The organism is Lacrimispora xylanisolvens (assembly GCF_002934545.1).
Classification (GTDB): domain Bacteria; phylum Bacillota; class Clostridia; order Lachnospirales; family Lachnospiraceae; genus Lacrimispora; species Lacrimispora xylanisolvens.
Genome location: NZ_PTJA01000019.1, coordinates 29,925 through 46,520, shown reverse-complemented (window position 1 = coordinate 46,520; position 16,596 = coordinate 29,925). Strand labels below are relative to the sequence as shown.

Below are 16,596 nucleotides of genomic sequence, written 5' to 3'. Positions count from 1 at the left end.
AAATTATACAGCAATACCGTCCTCTTGATAAGGGACAGTTTTCGCTTTTTTATAGGATACAGTTCTATACCATGTCTACTGCGGCAAAGCCTGAGTCAATAAAAAAAGCCATAGAATTTATAAATTCACATGACTTTTTTATATTCAGACCAGATTATAATCTCTTTAAAAGCTCTTCTCTTTCCTTCTCAAATCCAGGCTTTCCAAGGAGAGCAAACATATTCTTTTTATAGCTTTCCACACCCGGCTGGTTGAATGGATTCACTCCCAGAATATAGCCGCTTACACCACAGGCATATTCAAAGAAGTAAAACAGCTGTCCTAAGCTGAATTCATCCTGATCCGGAATGTTCACCATCAGATTCGGGACATCTCCGTCACTGTGCGCCAGAATGGTTCCATTCATCGCGCTCTTGTTCACGAAGTCCACGCTCTTTCCCGCCAGATAGTTCATTCCGTCTGTATCAACCTCTTCTTCCTTTAAGAGGATCTCTGCCGGAGATTCTTCTACATTTAATACAGTTTCAAACATAATTCGGGACCCATCCTGAATAAACTGTCCCATAGAGTGCAAGTCTGTGGTTAAATCCACTGCTGCCGGAAAAATACCTCTCTGATCCTTTCCTTCGCTTTCTCCAAACAGCTGTTTCCACCACTCGGAAACATAATGAAGGCTTGGCTCATAATTTGCCACGATCTCAACCGACTTTCCCTTTCTAAGGAGTATGTTGCGGATCGCTGCATACCGGAGTGCACCGTTTGATTCATAAGGTGCGTTTACTGCCTCCTCTCTGGCTGCTGCCGCGCCTTCCATCAATTTATCAATATCAGCACCGGATACTGCAATCGGAAGAAGGCCGACTGCCGTAAGCACTGAGAAACGTCCTCCCACATCATCCGGAACAACAAACGTTTGATAACCTTCCTGGTCCGCTAAATTTTTTAACGCACCCTTCGCCTTATCCGTAGTGGCATAAATCCTTTTATTTGCCTCTTCACGTCCATACTTTTCGATCAGCAGATCCTTAAATACACGGAATGCAATTGCAGGCTCTGTGGTTGTACCGGATTTGGATATAATATTAACGGAGAAATCTTTTCCTTCCAGCACGTCCTTTAAATCCTGAATATACTTGCTGCTGATGCTGTTGCCGACGAAATAAATCTCCGGAGTTTTACGCTTTCCTTTTGGTAATACGTTATAAAAGCTGTGGGATAAAAATTCGATCGCTGCTCTTGCACCAAGATAAGAGCCGCCGATCCCGACAACAAGCAGTACATCAGAATCACTCTGAATTTTCTCTGCTGCCGCCTTTATTTCCTGGAATTCTTTTTTATCATAATTGACTGGTAGATCAATCCACCCCAAGAAATCGTTACCCGCACCAGTTTTGTTCATCAGCACATCCTTCGCACACAGTACTGTGGCTTTCATGTTATCCATCTCTTCTGCTGATACAAATCCTGCTGCTCTGGAATCATCAAAAACTATATTTCCCATTGCTAATATTCTCCTTTTCCTATTATGTCAGGTTCCTGTCTGCCTGTTTAGGAAAATTATATCATAGAACTCATCGAAATGCGACTTTATTTTCTTCTGCCCTCCGAACGTTCATGTTAAATATTCCTGGAGAATTTCGCCAATCAGCTTTAATTCTTCCGGATTTAAATCCTTAAGCCAATCCTCTCCCTGCCTGTTTCCCCGCTCCTTTTCCCTGCTTGCTGCGATCTGTTCCAGACTCTTTTTTAAATAGTCCACATCACGGACGGAACCTTTTACTTCCGATGCATCCATGGATTCTCCTCTCATTGGCAAACGCTCCATTTCATCAGAATATTCCTCCGCCTGCTTTTGAGGACGGTTGCGCACCCTCTGTCTGGTGCTCCTTCTGTCGGCCTTTCGATCCGGCTCCACTTCCGGTTCTGCTGCAACTCTCGACTGAGCTGCATAGATAGAACGGATATTTTCACGAGGCTCCAGCCGCGGCCCCGACATGGAAGCTGATTCCTCCCGCTCCTGATCCAGTCGGTAGATCAGCGTATTCTCCAGATAATTGTCCAGTGCTGCAAACAGCTGCTGGCGTTTTTCTGTGACTCCCGCACCATGATCCACCAATATGGTAAACAAACCTGCCATAATTCCTACCGAACCATACAACACTATGTAATAAGGATCTGTACGGTACCAGTAAGAACCAAACGCGGCTGCACCACCCGCTAAGAAACACCAGAGTGTCATTTGATTGGATAACATGTTCCAGCCATGGAGTGTAATACCCATATGTTTAAAATCATACATCTGTCTTTCTAAATAAGGCTTGACCCTGGGAATCCCCTGGTTCATTTGATACGTTGATTCGGTCTTCTGTTTAAAAGCACGAAGGTTCCTGTTTTTAGTAAGTGTCAGATTGTCTGATTCTTTAATCAGTCTTTTGTAGAGGTTACGTGTCAGCCATCTGGTAATAATGCCAATGCCGCAGAAAACTGCCATCACGTATAACGCTTTGCCTGTCTGTAAAAATTCCAGCATAATAATAGCTCCCCTTTCTTCCCGGCATCTCCGGGTGATAGGTTTATTATAAACACCCGGACTGCCTTTGGGAAGATGAGAGAGCCTAGAATCGTTCGTCAAATCCTGCCAGAATTCGATTATTAAGTTAATCTGAATATTTTTCTGCCATAGCTAAAATAAGGTTCACAGAAGCTTTCACAGCCTTTTGTTCAAACTCGCTATAGTCCATATTTGCGCTGTCATCCGCCTTATCTGAGATGGCTCTGATAATGAGAAATGGTATGTGGTTTAAGTGAGCCGTCTGTGCAATGGCAGCCCCCTCCATCTCTGTACAAAATCCCTGAAATGTATCAGAAATCCAGGTCTTTTTAACCCTGTCAGAGACGAACTGATCCCCTGAAACCACCCTTCCTTTAAAAATTCCAACTTCAGGATTCACCTCTTTGCAGCAATTCTCAGCCAGATTGCGGAGTTTTTCATCTGCATGAAATGAAAATTCCTTCATCTGTGGGATCTGTCCTGCCGGATAACCAAAGCCTGTTGCATCCATATCATGATGTACTACATCGGTGGAAAGCACCACATCTCCAATATTGATCTCATTCTTTAAAGAACCGGCAATTCCTGTATTAATGACTGCAGTCACATGGTAATGATCCGCCAGAATCTGTGTGCAGATAGCTGCATTGACCTTTCCTATCCCGCACCGGACTACAACTGCTTCCAGTCCTTTTAATGTTCCTTTATAAAAATCCATTGCCGCTATGGTTTCAACCGTAACATCCTTCATGGATTCTTTTATTTCTGCAACTTCCACATCCATTGCTCCGATAATCCCTAACATAGCAGTCCTCCTTTATGTTTTTATCCATTATTTCACCGGCTACCGTATTATTATAACGGAAAATGGAGCAATTGTGTAATTAATTTCAATATTTTCCGGACGCAGGATCAAAAACTTCAGGCTGGCTCAATTCCGGTTTTACACTTTTTACAGAGAAAGACTCTATGCCTGCGGTACCAGATAAAGCAGATAGCTTAAATTTTGAAATCTGTTCCCGAAGTATCTGTGCCTGTGCAGCCAGTTCCTCACTGGAAGCAGAGCTTTCTTCTGCAGTTGCAGCGTTGGTCTGTACAACAGCGGAAACCTGGGAAAGCCCCTGGTTAATCTCGACAATGGAATTTGCCTGATCCTGGGTATCGGACTCGATCTGTTTAATTGCTTTTTCCACCATTGAAGACTTCTCAGCTACATCGTCTAAAAGCCTTAAGCTTTCGTTTGCCATACGCTCGCCTTCTGCTACTTTATCCGTAGATTTCTGTACCAGATCTGCTGTCTGTTTGGCTGCTTCCGCTGATTTTGCGGCCAGATTTCTCACCTCATCCGCAACTACAGCGAAGCCCTTGCCTGCCTCACCGGCTCTTGCTGCTTCTACTGCTGCATTTAATGCCAGTATGTTTGTCTGGAACGCGATGTCTTCCACTATCTTTGTTACCTTGGATATTTCTTCTGAAGAATGGCTGATTTCTTTCATTGCTTCATTCAGGAGTTTCATCCGGTTATTACTTTCTCCTACTCCCTGACCAGCCTGGAATACCGACTCTGTCGCATTACGTACAGATACTGTATTTTTTTCCGCTTTTTCCGTTACGCTGTGAATGGAAGCAGTCAGCTCTTCAATGGTTGCCGCCTGCTCGGTTGCTCCTGATGCTAATGCCTGAGAAGCATCAGAGACCTGTCCTGCTCCGGAGTTTACCTGCTCAGCTGCTGTATGGATCACCTGCATCGTTGCATTTAATGAGGCAATTGTGCTGAGTAAAGACTGTTTGATTGCAGAGTAATCACCAACATAATCCAGATCAACCGTAAAACTCATGTTACCCTGAGAAAGCATGGTGAGTTTTGAAATAATATCTTCAATATAAGTAATAAGTCTTGCATTGGTGGAACGAATGCTTTCCGCCATACGCCCCAGTTCATCGCGGCTCTCATAGTGAATTTCTGAACGAAGATTTCCTTCCGCCATGTCCTTGTACACTTCTTCTATTTCTTTAACAGGTTTTAGAATCGCCCGTGTCAGTACAATTATAATAGAAAGAGTAGCTAAAACAGATGCCACAAGTACCACCAGAAGTATTACCCATGACTCTGCAATAACGCTTTTAGCTGTCTGTTTCTGTACATCTGCTTTTTGTGCACCAACCACATTCATCTGTTCCATGATATCTGTGATCTGATTAAAGGGTGGTAAAAATTCTTCCTGGAAAATGGTATAGGCTGCTGATGCATCTTTTTTGGATGGGTCGTTTAACAGGTCAAGAATTTTATTACGGGCTACTTCCGCCTCCTGTACATGCTGATTCACATCTGCTATGTTTTTATCATTGGCTGCACTTCTCTGGTTTTTAGCAAATTTATCAAAAACCTCCATAAAATTTTGTGCGCTTTTACTGGACATGTCAAGAGAAGCCTGATAATCTTTCCCTGATTCTTTTTCAAGAAGCGCCATTAGTAAAAATCTCTGAACTGACACAGCATCCCTCTGGGCTTCCAGGTTGTTAGAGGTAAGAGGGTAGGTGAATTTTGAATATAATTCTACCTGGTTTCCGATTTTGGATATACTGCTTGCTGAAGTACCCAGCGAAATTAATAATATTAAAAATAATATACCAAACCCAATTGATAATTTCCATTTAACCGTTAAATTTGTAATCCAAACCTTAAACCCTTTCTTGTCACTCATAAGTGTACCTCCCATTATGTATTTATTTTAAAGCCAATCTATCTCTGAACAGCGAAAAATCCAGGTCATTACCCTGGTACTTTTCCGCTCATCAGTTTTTTAATAACCATAGGTGCTGCAGTTAAAAACCACACCGTATACTGTTCCGGATTTTGCAGCATGCTTTCAGACAAATCAGCTATTTCCATCCATTTCAGATCCATAATCTCTTCCGGATCCGGACTGATTTCTCCATCATACTGACCTATAAACACGTGGTCATATTCATACTCAAACATTTCATTATGAAACTTATGATAATAAATAAAAGAACCTGCTTCTTCACAGTTTAAGACAACTCCAAGCTCCTGATAAAGACGCCTTTTAACTGCTTCCTCTAAAGATTCCTGATATCGGGGGTGCGAGCAGCATGCATTGGTCCACAAACCTCCGGAATGGTATTTTTCCAATGCACGCCGCTGAAGCAATAATTTCCCCTCATGATACAAAAATACTGAAAAAGCCCTGTGAAGCAATCCTTTTTGATGACACTCTTCTTTGGTCGCTTTCCCTATTTCCCGATCCAGTATGTCAACACAAATCAAATGATCCATAATTACTCCAATCAGTCCTTTTTAAGATACTCTTTCAAAAATAAATCTGCTGCAGCTTCCACATTATTACACAGAAGTTTAATCTCATCCATCGTGGCATGTTCAATATGAACCCCAAGACTTACAGATACCGGCTCTCCCAGCGCAGTGCAAAGCTTCTTTGCGATTTTTTGTGCCAGCTGTGCGTCCTTATGTCCCGGTACTGTCAGGGTCCACAGATCGCAGCTGGAAAGTTGCTGTCCATCAATCTCTGCACTGGGGGATGCCAATGCCACTCCTCCAAGATGTGGTCTTTCACCGCCGCTTATAAAAACTGCAAGTCCGTTCCCTGTTGTTATATGGACGCTCATACTTACCGCATACTTTCCAACTCCGTAAATTTTGTTTATCATACTATCTCTCCCTTTTACAATTCCTTTTTCGCGGTTAATCTGCACCGTGCCATGGGACGAAATTTTTATAATCCAGTCCAAACTGCATCAGTATCTTTCCTACCACATGGTTGATCTGATCATCCAGAGTATTGGGACCATTATAAAAAGTAAGCATTGGAGGAATTATGGTACAGCCTAAATCTGCTGCTGCCATCATATTACGAAGATGAACCTTACCAAGAGGCATTTCTCTTGTACACAGAATTACCTTCCGGTTTTCTTTCATGCAGACGTCGGCTGCACGAATCAGGAGATTATCGGTAAAACCATTTACAACTCCTGACAGAGTCTTCATACTGCAGGGCAGTATAATCATTCCGTCTGTCTGATAAGAGCCGCTTGAGATTGCTGCAGCCAGGTTATGAACATCATAATAATAATCTGCCTGTTCAACCAGCTTCTCAAAGGGATAATTGGTTTCTAACTCCCAGGTTTTTCTGGCACAATCCGATACCACCAGATGAACCTCACAGTCCTTAAAACTCTTCAGCGCCTTCAGAAGGTAAAGACTCATGACCACGCCGGTTGCTCCTGATACTCCTACAATAATTCTCATTTAAACACCTCTCTTATAAACAGTTATACAATGCCAAGAACTGCAAACCACGCTACGGCAAAACCAACTGTCAGGAAAATCGGAATCAGCAGCGGAACTCCCATCTTAATGGTTTCCTTCTGTGTATACATTCCGTTTTCCTCTCCCTGACCCACCAGGATATTCAGGTGATGGAACGGAAGAATATAATGGCCTGAAATAGCCAGATAAATAACAAAAATTACTGCCAGCTCATTAATTCCCAGTGCATTGGTACAGACTAAAATCGCCGGAATGGCAACTCCCATAACTGCAATCACAGACCCCATAAACATATGAATCAGAATCGCAATTGCTGCAATCATAATGGCCAGTACCAGTATGTTTCCCGGCATGGTTTTGGGAAGCAGAGTGGCTGCGAGCCATTCATTCATACCGGTTACTGCACCAACCTTGCCAATTGCAATGGCAGAAGTTAAAAATACCAGAACATGAACCGGAACATCACTCCATTCTTTTACCGTTAAAACATTACCGATTACAGGCAGAGCCATGCACATGGCCACCGCCAGTGTAACCCAGCCTACATCAAGACCGGTAATACCGTTGGTAAGCCAGAGACCAATTGCTATCAGGATCCAGATTAAAGTTCTCTTTTCTTTTTCGGTCATTTTACCAAGAGCAGACTGAGCGGTACGGACCTCATCGAAATTAACTTCAACTGCTTTCGATGGTTTAAACAAAATCAGAATTAAGATCAGGGTAGTAATGCTTAAAAACAGAGCCGGAGGTCCCATAATCTGAAACCAGCGTACAAAATTAATGCTTTCTGTTGTACAGTAAGTCACTACCAGCGGGTTAATAACAGAATCTCCAGTCAGAAAAATAAGTGAAACCGGAACCGACGCTGCAAACACCGTAAATCCTACCTTAACCGCATCCTCCTTTGGCATATTTGCAGCCTTAATCACTACGGACATAACCGACATGATTAAGAATGCCCGGGGCCAGGGGTGAGGAATAAATAAGGATAAAATAAAAGTCAATACAAAAATGCCGATGATAATGCTCTTCCATGATCTTACAAATTTCAGGATATAGGCATAAGAGATCCGTTCTCCTAATCCTGACTTTTTAACTGCTGCCGCAATCATGTAAGCACCGATAACCAGCCACAGGGTTGAAGTTGTCCAGCCTGCAAATACCACTTTCGTATCAGCAAGCTTTAAAAGACATACGGAGACCAGATAGAATCCCCCCACGTAACCTGACTGGGCAACCTGTGCAGCCCACCAGACTACGGTCATTAGTGTTAATCCAAGACAGATCTGTCCTTCTCTGGACAATCCGTCAAGGGGAAGAAGTAGGACAAGAACAAAAATAATAATACCAATTAAAAAGCCTGATTTCTGTTTAGTGAATGTCACTGAAGCTTCTCCTTTCATGATTAGAATCATTAAGCTAATCTTTTTTAGGATCTCTTAAGGCTTGGGGGAAAGCCTTAAGAGTCAGGAGCTATGTATATTATTTATCGAGGGGCGGAATGGGGGGTATTACCTGTAACGTATCAATCTGTTCTTTTTTCAGTTTAAATTTATCATGAATATGCGGCGTCTCAGTCGACCTCCAGGAATAAAAGCAATCCATACATTCATAAACTTCCCAGACATTTCCAACAGGAGAGGTTGCAATCACTTCAATTTTATTTCCGTCGCAGCGTGGACATTTCATAGTTTCAATCTCCTTTCGTTATAGAGCTTACATCTCAGACATCAGTTTACGAATCAAAGCTTCATACTTTTCATAACCAGCCGGCGGCTCTAAAAGTTCAACTTCTCTTGGATTAGGTTCCGGATCCTTTGGTGTTGTGGCATCTATAATCAGTTTGGAATGCATTCCAGCCGGATATGAGGATGGATCAAGAGGCATACCCGGACAGTTTGGAATCACCACAACGTCCTTATCCGGTCTCACACGGGTAGTCAGTGCCCACATAACCTGAGGGAGGTTAAATGGATCAACAAATTCATCCACAATAATAATAATCTTACTGTACGAACCGCCATGAGGAGTGGAAAGAAGGCGGAATGCCACTTCTTTACCAAAACCGCCGAAACGTACCTTTGTAGAAATAATACAGCCGATTCCATGAGTATACATGGCATTAACCGCCTGTACCTCAGGGAAATCCCGTTTGATCTGCTGGTAAAGAGGAACTGATGTATTTAAAGCCATAAGATAATCAATTTCAGTCCACGGAATACCCAGATAAAGGTTCTCAAAAATAGGATTTGTTCTGTGGGTTACATGAGTAATTGTAATCACACACTGGCGTCTGGAGCCTGAGTAGGAGCCTGGAAATTCTCCGAACGGACCTTCTACCTCACGCACTCTTGGCTCAATATAACCTTCTAAAACAACCTCTGAACCGGCTGGAACATACAGGTTTTTGTAAAGATCGGACTGAACAATCTGAGTGGGAACACCATCCTGAAGCGCACCTACAAATTCATACTCATTTTGAGTATACATAACAGGCGTAGATGCCATATAGGTTACAAGAGGGCTGTTTCCAACTGTAATACAGATTGGAACCTTTTCATTCTTTCTCTCAGCAGCTTCCAATTGGATTGCAATGTCATGAAATGCCAGTGCCTGAATTCCTACACGATTTTTTCCCTTAACCTGAATGCGGTATGTTCCAACATTTAACTTGTCAAAATTGTCCGGCTCATTGGGATCAGCCGTAATAATGGACGCTTTGGAAAGGAAGAAACCGCCATCCTGATCATTGATTCTGTATAATGGAAGGAGTTCAAACAGGTTGATATCCTCCGCTTTATCAATGGTATTTTCTTTACAGGGTGCTTCTTCCCGTTTGAGGATTTCAGGCTTAACCGGGAATCGGTCCCATCTGCGGTTGATCTCATGGAACTGCTCTTTGGTTGATGCCGTTTTATCCATGCCAAGCATCAGAGCATGATTGGCCCACGAACCATGCACATTGGTAACTACGCTGTAAGGATATCCTTTTACCTTTTCAAATAAAACCGCCGGACCACTCTCTATGTTTGCCGCTGCTCTGCCTGCCGCCGCAATATCCGGTTCTGGATTAACCTCCTCCTTAATTCGTACTAACTGACCGTTTTCTTCCAGAGTGGAAAGGAAACTGCGCAAATCCTGATAAACTTTTGCCATAAATTTTCCTCCTGATTTTCTTCATATGGTGCTGTTACGGTTCCCAGCTGGATTATTTTTCCAACATAGTTAAATTATAATCAATTACAATTTTCGTGGCAATTCGATTAAATTCGCGCAACTATTCCATATTGGAATCAAAAAATCTTTAAATTTTTCAATTATGATTCATAGCAAATGGTGAACCCAAAATAAACTTTTATAAATACGCATTTTATTGCACTTTACCATTAAAATGATAGTTAACTTTATGTTTTTTTAATATTTAAAAGTATTCTAAAATGTCATGACAAAATAGTATAAACATATTTTCCTTCTCATCATTCTGTATTATAATAATGTTAATGACAAAACGTACATCTGAGTTTAGATTTTTACGATTTATCAGTAACTTAAGGGGGCTATTTGATTATGACAAAATGGATTGATGATTTCTTAGCATTGGCAAAGTACAAAAATTTTTCTACCGCTGCCGAAAGCATTTATATTTCCCAGTCAGCTTTATCAAAACATATTAAGGCAATTGAAAATGAGCTGGGAATTGTACTGTTTATCAGAAGTAATACTAAGGCAGAACTGACAGAAGCAGGTAATGTCTACCTGGAATATGCACTAAACATCCGCAAGTGTACCCAGGACTTAAGAACGAAACTGGAGAAGTTTGGTACTTCCTGCTATGTTACAGAGTTGACCGTAGGAACCATTCCCTGCCTGGCGGAAAGCGGGATTATGCAGCTGCTTCTTAACTTTCAGGAGAAATTTGGTAATTATTCGATTCAAATTGTGGAGGATGACCAGTCAAATCTGATTAAGATGCTTTCCCAGCAGGAGATTGATGCTGCTATCTGCCGCACAGATTTAATGAATGACTCAGAATATGATACGGTTTCTCTGGTCTCAGATGAGATGGTGATGATTTGCAGTAAGAATGTATTTCCGTTTGAACAAGGCAGTGAGATTGATTTAAATGGCTTTAAATTTGATAATATCTACACCATTGCCAAGGAGTCGGATATTTACCGGCTGACAAAAAAACAACTTTATGATATTGGATACACAGGCAGTATTGCTGGGACATTCCCCCGACATATGATGCTTCTATCTTTTTTGTCTCAAAAAGGCGGCTGTGCCATTTTACCCAGGCAGCTGGCTAATCTTCAGATGTTTCCAAACCTTACCTATTACAGGATCAGGGATTCGGTTAAAACAAATATTGGTTTTGCCAAATTATCCTCTAACTGTATCAATCCCCAACTAGTCGACAAGTCCAATATGTTGTATGAATATTTAAAAGAACAAAAAGAACTTATGCCAGAATCTTAGCTGCGTGATGCTTCTTATTTCTTCCTTTTATGATCTATTGACACTTGCCATGGAATTCGTTATAATTCTTTAAAGTTCCAGTTGAGGCAAGCGTTACAATTATACGGAGGTATGAATGATGAAATATAAAACACACGGAGTTTGTTCCCAGGAAATTAATTTCGAAATAGAAGGAAGTAAGGTTGGTCATGTACAGTTTGTAGGCGGTTGTTCAGGAAATACACAGGGCGTATCAAGACTGGTTGAAGGCATGGATGTTGATGATGCCATTCGTCGTCTGGAAGGAATCAAATGCGGCTTTCGTCCTACTTCCTGCCCGGATCAGCTGTCCAAAGCATTAAAAGAGTATAAGGAAAGCAATCAGTAATTTTTCATACATGAAAAAAAGCATATAGAGATGACCAGAATACACGGTCATTTCTATATGCTTTTTTATTTTTTATATCTGATTCGCTTGATAATTATAGTATTCTTTATGACATTTTGGAATAGTTTAAATATCCCTTTCTTTTTTATTGACAATTGTTTTTTACTATTTTAGTATCTAATTATAGTTTATTCAGCTGGAAATACCGGGTCAAATAACTGGCACGGAATCTAGATAGAATGAAAGGGGATAAAAAATGAGAAATGGAAAAAGAATCATCAGTATTATCACTACCTGCTTTATGGTCACCAGTTTATGTGTCATGAGTCCCACACCAGCGCATGGTGCTTCAAAGGAGTACTATGTTTCTGCAAGCGGCAGCGACTCCAATAACGGACAGTCTAAGGACAAGCCTTATAAGACCATTGATAAGGCATTAGGCAACGCGTCCGCAGGTACTACCATCTATTTAATGAATGGAACTTACAAATCATCTGCTACCTACAAACTAAGTAAAAGCGGCACTTCCGGTTCACCAATCCGGATTATGAATTACAGCGGTCACAAGCCAGTCGTTGATTTCTCCAGCCAGCCATATGCTGACAGCTCAAGAGGCTTTCAGATTACAGGAAACTATTGGGTTATATCTGGACTTACCATTCAGAACGCGGGAGATAACGGAATTCATATCATCGGAGGCAACAATAAGATTACAGACTGCTTCATTACTAAATGTGGAGACACCGGCCTTCAGATGAGCAACGGGGCATACAATAATGAAATCACCCGTGTTACCTCTACTTATAACTACGACTCCAAGACCAATGGAGAGAATGCAGATGGTTTTGCAGCCAAGTTAAGCATCGGAAGCGGCAATGTATTTAGAAACTGTAATGCTCTTAACAATTCTGATGACGGCTTTGATTTCTATTCCGCAGGCAATGCCGTTAAATTATATAACTGCGAAGCCTCTTACAACGGAAAAGGCGATGGAAACGGACAGGGCTTTAAAGTAGGCGGAAACTATACCAGCGACAACCATTATCTGGAAGGCTGCGTTGCCATTGGCAATAAAAAAAGAGGATATGACCAGAATAACAATACTGGTTATATCACTCTCAAAAATTGTACGGCAAAGAATAACAACGTTAATTTCTACTTCCCAAAAACTCCTTCCTCAGGAACTCATAAGTTTTCAGACTGCATCTCCAGCGGCGGTGCAAGTAAAGATGTGATTGTGGGCGCTACAGTCGTAAACTGCTCTTTTAACACCAAATAAATACAAACCGCCGGTCCTCCAATCGTCTGGAGAACCGGCGGTTTTTTAAGTCTGATAAGATATCACCGGTCAAGCAGCTTACACAAAGCAACACCGATTACCGTTGAAAACAAGGTTGCTGCAATGGCTGGCCCTACAATTGCTGTTGGATCAAGACTGCCATACTGGCTTCTGTAAGCAATCATATTGACAGGGATTAACTGGAGCGACGATATGTTAATAATCATAAATGTGCACATTTCATTATTGGCAGTACCATCGGAAACCGGTTTGGGGATTTTTTTCCCCTGAGAATACTCTTTTCTTCTGGTCTCCTCTAAATCCTTTAATGATTCCATTGCCTTCAGACCAGCAGGTGTGGCTGCCCATCCCAGGCCCAGAATGTTTGCAATAATATTGGTAGAAATATACTCCAGGGAAGGATGCTTTTCAGGTATCTTTGGAAACAAGAAATGAAGCACTGGCCCCATTTTGGCAGATAACCGTTCAATCAGCCCTGATTTCCTTCCGATCTCCATCAGTCCGGTCCAGAAAGACATAATTCCAAGCATGGTAATGCACAGCATCACCGCTTCCTTTGCAGAAGTTAAAGCTCCGTCTGTTACAGCACTTAAATTACCATGAAGTGCTCCCCAGATAACTCCTATCAATAGCATAAATGCCCAGAGATAATTTAACATCCATCACTCCACATTTCCATGTTTTCTTTTTATCCTATTCCTAAAAAGAAGAGTTTATGAAATGTTATTCTCCAAAAACAAGATCTTTCATTACTTCATCAACCGTTTCCATCTTCTCTGCCCGGTAAGCATTGCTGCCGCAAAATACCAGTCCATCCTCGGTTCTTCCTTCCGCCGATGAAATTAAGGCTTTTGTAATGCAGTAGGGTATGGTTTTTCTGTCACACTTCTCCAGACAATCGTAGCAGTGTTCCAGTTTAAAGGGGGTATTGGCCACATGATCCAAAAACGGATTTTTTATGGCTCTTCCTGGCATTCCAACGGGACTTTTTGTAATGACAATATCCTCTTTGGATGACTTTATATAAGCTTCCTTAAATTCCTCCGGAGCATCGCATTCCCGGGTTGTGACAAACCGGGTTGCAACCTGGACACCGTCAGCACCCAGATCAATCTGATGCATGACATCCTCATGGGTATAGATTCCGCCTGCGGTTACTACCGGTATTACTTTATTATACTTTTCCCCATACTCTCTTACAAGGCGTATGATACCCCTTACCTCTTCATCATATTTCGCCTGTTGAAAGGTGTGTTCCACGTCTTCTGTATCAACACCCAGTTCTGATAAGTCTTCTCTGGAGAATCCCAGATGGCCGCCTGCCAGTGGGCCTTCCACAACAACCAGATCCGGAGCCTGGTTAAATTTACGGTCCCACATCTTACAGATAACCATAGCAGACTTTACAGTAGAAACAATGGGGGCAATTTTTGTTTTCAGTTTAATTCCAGCTTCTTCTGCAGCTTCCGCCACATACTCTGGAAGACTTACAGGAAGACCGGCCCCTGAAATAATAATATCAGCACCCGCTATCACCGCTTTTTTCACATAGCTTGCATAATTCTTGGTGGCAACCATAATATTAAAGCCTATAATTCCCTCTGGAGCAATCTCCCTGGCTTTCTTCATTTCCTCACCAATCGCACGTAAATTGGCTTCCAGGGGATTCTTAAGGAAATCGGGCTGTTTAAAACCAATCTGAGCCGTTGAAATGATACCAACTCCTCCTGCCTTAGCCACAGCTCCTGCAAGAGAGGAAAGGCTGATTCCAACTCCCATTCCACCCTGAATTACCGGATATTTTGCCACCAGATCTCCTATTACCAATGGTTTTAATGTTCCCATCACATTCTCCTAAATCTATCATATCTTTGATTTGTCAATTCTTCTTTCGTCATAGTAAGGTATCCGGCAAAAAACTCTATCATTGCCCGGTCCATCTCCCTGGCAATCTCCGAAATATTTTCTGCACAGGCAGGCTCTTCCTCCGGTATTACCCGTTCAATAAGACCAAGATCCATCAGATCCTTAGCCGTAATCTTCATGACTCTGGCTGCATCATTTGCTTTTTTACTATCTTTATACAATATAGAGGCGAAGCCTTCCGGTGACAGAATGGAATAAATGGAGTTCTCCATCATCCAGACTTCATTTCCAACTGCCATGGCAAGAGCACCTCCGCTTCCGCCCTCTCCAATTACAATGGAAAGTACCGGTACTGTTAAATCTGCCATTTCAAATAAGTTTCTGGCAATGGCTTCTCCCTGCCCCCGCTCCTCTGCTTCAAGACCGCAGAACGCTCCCGGTGTATCCACAAAACAGATAATGGGGCGATTAAAGCTTTCTGCCTGTTTCATCAGCCTTAAGGCTTTTCTGTAACCCTCTGGTGAAGGCATACCAAAATTACGCCTGATGTTATCTTTTGTATTCTTACCTTTTTCCTGCCCGATCACAGTGACAGGCATTCCATGAAAGGAGGCAATTCCGCCTACAATTGCCCCGTCATCTTTAAAATAACGGTCTCCTGCAAACTCCATAAAATCATCAAAGAGCTGATGAATATAATCCGAAGCTACCGGGCGGTCCGCACTTCTTGACAGCTGCACCGTATCCCATGGGCTCCGTTTAGTTTTCTTTGGCCAGAACCCACTCTTTTTTCCACAGGCGTTTTCATTTGTTTCCTGGTTATCCACACAAAAACATTCCTTGTTGTGGGGATTGTGGAGCTTTAAGATAGAAGTTAATATCTCCTTCATCTCTTCTCTTGGAACGATCTTATCAACAAATCCATGTTCCAGTAAAAATTCAGCCCGCTGAAAGCCTTCCGGCAGTTTCTGGCCAATTGTCTGTTCAATAACCCGGGGGCCTGCAAAACCGATTAAAGCCCCTGGTTCAGCCAGAATAATATCTCCAAGCATAGCAAAACTAGCGGTGACACCTCCGGTTGTAGGATCAGTAAGAACACTGATATAAAGCTGCCCTGCCTTATGATGGCGTTTTAATGCTGCAGAAGTTTTCGCCATCTGCATTAAGGACACGATTCCCTCCTGCATTCTGGCTCCACCAGAACAGGCGAATAAAATTACAGGAAGTTTCTCAGCAGTTGCACGCTCAACAGCTCTGGCGATCTTTTCTCCTACTGCATGCCCCATGCTGCTCATAATAAACCCTGCATCACAGACACCAATCACAGCTTTTAGTCCGTTAATTTCACAAACACCGGTTACAATGGCTTCTGACAGTCCTGTCTTTTCTCTTGCTGCAGCAATCTTCTTTTCATATCCCGGAAAATCAAGAGGATTTTCAAATTCCATCTCTTTATCCCATTCTTCAAAGGTCCCTGGATCTGCTGTCATCTCAATTCTCTGAAAAGCGTGAACTCTGAAGTATCCCTTACACTTTGGGCAGACGTAATGATTGTTTCTAACATCCTCCGCATAGATTGGCTGACAGCATTTATTGCACTTTTTCCAAAGCCCCTCCGGAATATTTGGTTCTCCGGTCTTCTCCACCGTCCTGTATTTGCTGTCAATCAGGGTATAAGTTTTCTTAAACATTTCTTTTAACATAAGATCTGCTCCTCTCCCTGT

16 protein-coding genes are annotated in these 16,596 nt (G+C 42.2%); 3 read left to right on the top strand and 13 right to left on the bottom strand.

Features of this window, described 5'->3' with window-relative positions; all coding sequences use genetic code 11:
- Positions 1–154 precede the first annotated feature (154 nt).
- The 10 genes from BXY41_RS25170 to BXY41_RS25125 form a co-directional block, all read right to left on the bottom strand.
- Positions 155–1,501, bottom strand: coding sequence for a glucose-6-phosphate isomerase (locus tag BXY41_RS25170; protein ID WP_104439630.1), 1,347 nt, complete (start codon positions 1,499–1,501; stop codon positions 155–157).
- Between the two features lie 111 nt (positions 1,502–1,612).
- A complete protein-coding gene (locus tag BXY41_RS25165; RefSeq protein ID WP_104439629.1) occupies positions 1,613–2,530 on the bottom strand; it encodes a hypothetical protein in 918 nt (305 codons plus the stop codon).
- A gap of 127 nt (positions 2,531–2,657) precedes the next feature.
- Positions 2,658–3,356, bottom strand: coding sequence for a 5'-methylthioadenosine/adenosylhomocysteine nucleosidase (locus BXY41_RS25160; protein WP_104439628.1), 699 nt, complete (start codon positions 3,354–3,356; stop codon positions 2,658–2,660).
- An 85-nt stretch (positions 3,357–3,441) separates the two neighbouring features.
- Positions 3,442–5,256 carry a methyl-accepting chemotaxis protein gene (locus BXY41_RS25155; protein WP_170072592.1) on the bottom strand — a complete coding sequence of 605 codons (1,815 nt, stop codon included), beginning with the start codon at positions 5,254–5,256 and terminating at the stop codon, positions 3,442–3,444.
- Positions 5,257–5,324: 68 nt separating this feature from the next.
- Positions 5,325–5,849, bottom strand: a complete 525-nt coding sequence (idi, locus tag BXY41_RS25150) for an isopentenyl-diphosphate Delta-isomerase (RefSeq protein ID WP_242980389.1) — start codon at positions 5,847–5,849, stop codon at positions 5,325–5,327.
- Positions 5,850–5,860: 11 nt separating this feature from the next.
- The gene (locus tag BXY41_RS25145) at positions 5,861–6,241 is read right to left on the bottom strand and encodes a proteasome assembly chaperone 4 family protein (protein ID WP_104439625.1); all 381 of its coding nucleotides are present in this window, start codon (positions 6,239–6,241) and stop codon (positions 5,861–5,863) included.
- Between the two features lie 34 nt (positions 6,242–6,275).
- Entirely contained in the window at positions 6,276–6,839 is a 564-nt protein-coding gene (locus BXY41_RS25140) for a UbiX family flavin prenyltransferase (RefSeq protein ID WP_104439624.1), read from the bottom strand.
- A gap of 23 nt (positions 6,840–6,862) precedes the next feature.
- Entirely contained in the window at positions 6,863–8,245 is a 1,383-nt protein-coding gene (locus BXY41_RS25135) for an SLC13 family permease (protein WP_242980386.1), read from the bottom strand.
- Positions 8,246–8,342: 97 nt separating this feature from the next.
- Positions 8,343–8,549 (bottom strand): non-oxidative hydroxyarylic acid decarboxylases subunit D, encoded by a 207-nt coding sequence (locus BXY41_RS25130; protein ID WP_104439622.1) that lies wholly within the window; start codon positions 8,547–8,549, stop codon positions 8,343–8,345.
- A gap of 27 nt (positions 8,550–8,576) precedes the next feature.
- Positions 8,577–10,016 carry a non-oxidative hydroxyarylic acid decarboxylases subunit C gene (locus BXY41_RS25125; protein WP_104439621.1) on the bottom strand — a complete coding sequence of 480 codons (1,440 nt, stop codon included), beginning with the start codon at positions 10,014–10,016 and terminating at the stop codon, positions 8,577–8,579.
- Between the two features lie 411 nt (positions 10,017–10,427).
- Here BXY41_RS25125 and BXY41_RS25120 point away from each other — a divergent pair, with 411 nt between their 5' ends.
- The 3 genes from BXY41_RS25120 (at position 10,428) to BXY41_RS25110 (ending at position 12,985) form a co-directional block, all read left to right on the top strand.
- The gene (locus tag BXY41_RS25120) at positions 10,428–11,339 is read left to right on the top strand and encodes a LysR family transcriptional regulator (RefSeq protein ID WP_104439620.1); all 912 of its coding nucleotides are present in this window, start codon (positions 10,428–10,430) and stop codon (positions 11,337–11,339) included.
- Positions 11,340–11,457: 118 nt separating this feature from the next.
- Positions 11,458–11,706: a TIGR03905 family TSCPD domain-containing protein gene (locus tag BXY41_RS25115; protein WP_104439619.1), complete on the top strand. Its 249-nt coding sequence runs from the start codon at positions 11,458–11,460 to the stop codon at positions 11,704–11,706.
- 256 nt (positions 11,707–11,962) lie between these two features.
- On the top strand, positions 11,963–12,985 hold the full coding sequence (locus BXY41_RS25110) for a right-handed parallel beta-helix repeat-containing protein (RefSeq protein ID WP_104439618.1): 1,023 nt from the start codon (positions 11,963–11,965) through the stop codon (positions 12,983–12,985).
- 62 nt (positions 12,986–13,047) lie between these two features.
- Here BXY41_RS25110 and BXY41_RS25105 read toward each other — a convergent pair whose 3' ends face one another.
- From BXY41_RS25105 to BXY41_RS25095, 3 genes are all read right to left on the bottom strand, one after another.
- Positions 13,048–13,665, bottom strand: a complete 618-nt coding sequence (locus tag BXY41_RS25105) for a nucleoside recognition domain-containing protein (protein ID WP_104439617.1) — start codon at positions 13,663–13,665, stop codon at positions 13,048–13,050.
- 64 nt (positions 13,666–13,729) lie between these two features.
- Positions 13,730–14,851 (bottom strand): NAD(P)H-dependent flavin oxidoreductase, encoded by a 1,122-nt coding sequence (locus tag BXY41_RS25100; protein ID WP_104439616.1) that lies wholly within the window; start codon positions 14,849–14,851, stop codon positions 13,730–13,732.
- Complete coding sequence (locus BXY41_RS25095; protein WP_104439615.1) at positions 14,851–16,575, bottom strand: acetyl-CoA carboxylase carboxyltransferase subunit alpha; 1,725 nt, start codon at positions 16,573–16,575, stop codon at positions 14,851–14,853. Before BXY41_RS25095 ends, BXY41_RS25100 begins: the two co-directional genes overlap by 1 nt.
- Positions 16,576–16,596 lie beyond the last annotated feature (21 nt).

Excerpts from the sequence above, each read along its gene's own strand:
- BXY41_RS25170 (WP_104439630.1), bottom strand. The coding sequence starts at position 1,501 with ATGGGAAATATAGTTTTTGATGATTCCAGAGCAGCAGGATTTGTATCA.
- BXY41_RS25165 (WP_104439629.1), bottom strand. The coding sequence starts at position 2,530 with ATGCTGGAATTTTTACAGACAGGCAAAGCGTTATACGTGATGGCAGTT.
- BXY41_RS25160 (WP_104439628.1), bottom strand. The coding sequence starts at position 3,356 with ATGTTAGGGATTATCGGAGCAATGGATGTGGAAGTTGCAGAAATAAAA.
- BXY41_RS25155 (WP_170072592.1), bottom strand. The coding sequence starts at position 5,256 with ATGAGTGACAAGAAAGGGTTTAAGGTTTGGATTACAAATTTAACGGTT.
- idi (WP_242980389.1), bottom strand. The coding sequence starts at position 5,849 with ATGGATCATTTGATTTGTGTTGACATACTGGATCGGGAAATAGGGAAA.
- BXY41_RS25145 (WP_104439625.1), bottom strand. The coding sequence starts at position 6,241 with ATGATAAACAAAATTTACGGAGTTGGAAAGTATGCGGTAAGTATGAGC.
- BXY41_RS25140 (WP_104439624.1), bottom strand. The coding sequence starts at position 6,839 with ATGAGAATTATTGTAGGAGTATCAGGAGCAACCGGCGTGGTCATGAGT.
- BXY41_RS25130 (WP_104439622.1), bottom strand. The coding sequence starts at position 8,549 with ATGAAATGTCCACGCTGCGACGGAAATAAAATTGAAGTGATTGCAACC.
- BXY41_RS25125 (WP_104439621.1), bottom strand. The coding sequence starts at position 10,016 with ATGGCAAAAGTTTATCAGGATTTGCGCAGTTTCCTTTCCACTCTGGAA.
- BXY41_RS25120 (WP_104439620.1), top strand. The coding sequence starts at position 10,428 with ATGACAAAATGGATTGATGATTTCTTAGCATTGGCAAAGTACAAAAAT.
- BXY41_RS25115 (WP_104439619.1), top strand. The coding sequence starts at position 11,458 with ATGAAATATAAAACACACGGAGTTTGTTCCCAGGAAATTAATTTCGAA.
- BXY41_RS25110 (WP_104439618.1), top strand. The coding sequence starts at position 11,963 with ATGAGAAATGGAAAAAGAATCATCAGTATTATCACTACCTGCTTTATG.
- BXY41_RS25105 (WP_104439617.1), bottom strand. The coding sequence starts at position 13,665 with ATGTTAAATTATCTCTGGGCATTTATGCTATTGATAGGAGTTATCTGG.
- BXY41_RS25100 (WP_104439616.1), bottom strand. The coding sequence starts at position 14,851 with ATGGGAACATTAAAACCATTGGTAATAGGAGATCTGGTGGCAAAATAT.
- BXY41_RS25095 (WP_104439615.1), bottom strand. The coding sequence starts at position 16,575 with ATGTTAAAAGAAATGTTTAAGAAAACTTATACCCTGATTGACAGCAAA.